We start from the raw sequence: 569 nt of genomic DNA, 5'->3' as shown, positions 1-569 counted from the left end.
CTATTTTTGATAGCAGTCAAGCGCTCTAAGCTGATCACGATAGCAAGTAATCCGACCAACCAAAGGGGCCGAGATGCAACATCGCGACACCATCCGCTTTATTCTGAATGGCCAAGACGTAGCCTTGAAAGACGTGGCCGCCAGCCAAACGCTGTTAGATTTCCTGCGGCTGGATCAACGATTGACGGGCACCAAAGAAGGCTGTGCCGAGGGCGATTGCGGGGCCTGTACGGTGCTGGTCGGACGGTTGCAAAACGGCGCGCTAAAATATGAAGCGATCAACGCCTGCATCCGTTTTCTCGCGTCGTTGGACGGCTGCCACGTTGTCACAATCGAGTCCCTCTCTGGCCCGAACGGCACGCTTCACCCCGTCCAGCAAGCGATGGTGGAGCATCACGGCAGCCAATGCGGGTTCTGCACACCAGGGTTTGTTATGTCGCTTTATGCGCTCTGGATGGAGATCCCTCAGCCAACCGAACGCCAGATTGAAACGGCCGTTCAGGGCAATTTATGTCGCTGCACGGGCTACGAACCGATCATCAAAGCGGCCCACGCCGTTAGCCAATATG

1 protein-coding gene is annotated in these 569 nt (G+C 56.1%); it reads left to right on the top strand.

What is annotated here, in order from left to right; translation table 11 throughout:
- Nucleotides 1-73: 73 nt before the first annotated feature.
- Nucleotides 74-569, top strand: a 496-nt coding sequence (locus AB9F27_RS22010) for a 2Fe-2S iron-sulfur cluster-binding protein (protein ID WP_369758218.1), incomplete at its 3' end; no start/stop codon positions are given.

It is taken from the genome of Falsihalocynthiibacter sp. CO-5D18, from assembly GCF_041205445.1.
GTDB lineage: Bacteria > Pseudomonadota > Alphaproteobacteria > Rhodobacterales > Rhodobacteraceae > Falsihalocynthiibacter > Falsihalocynthiibacter arcticus.
Note: the sequence above shows the minus strand (reverse complement) of the source record. Positions and strands in the feature narration are given on the sequence as shown.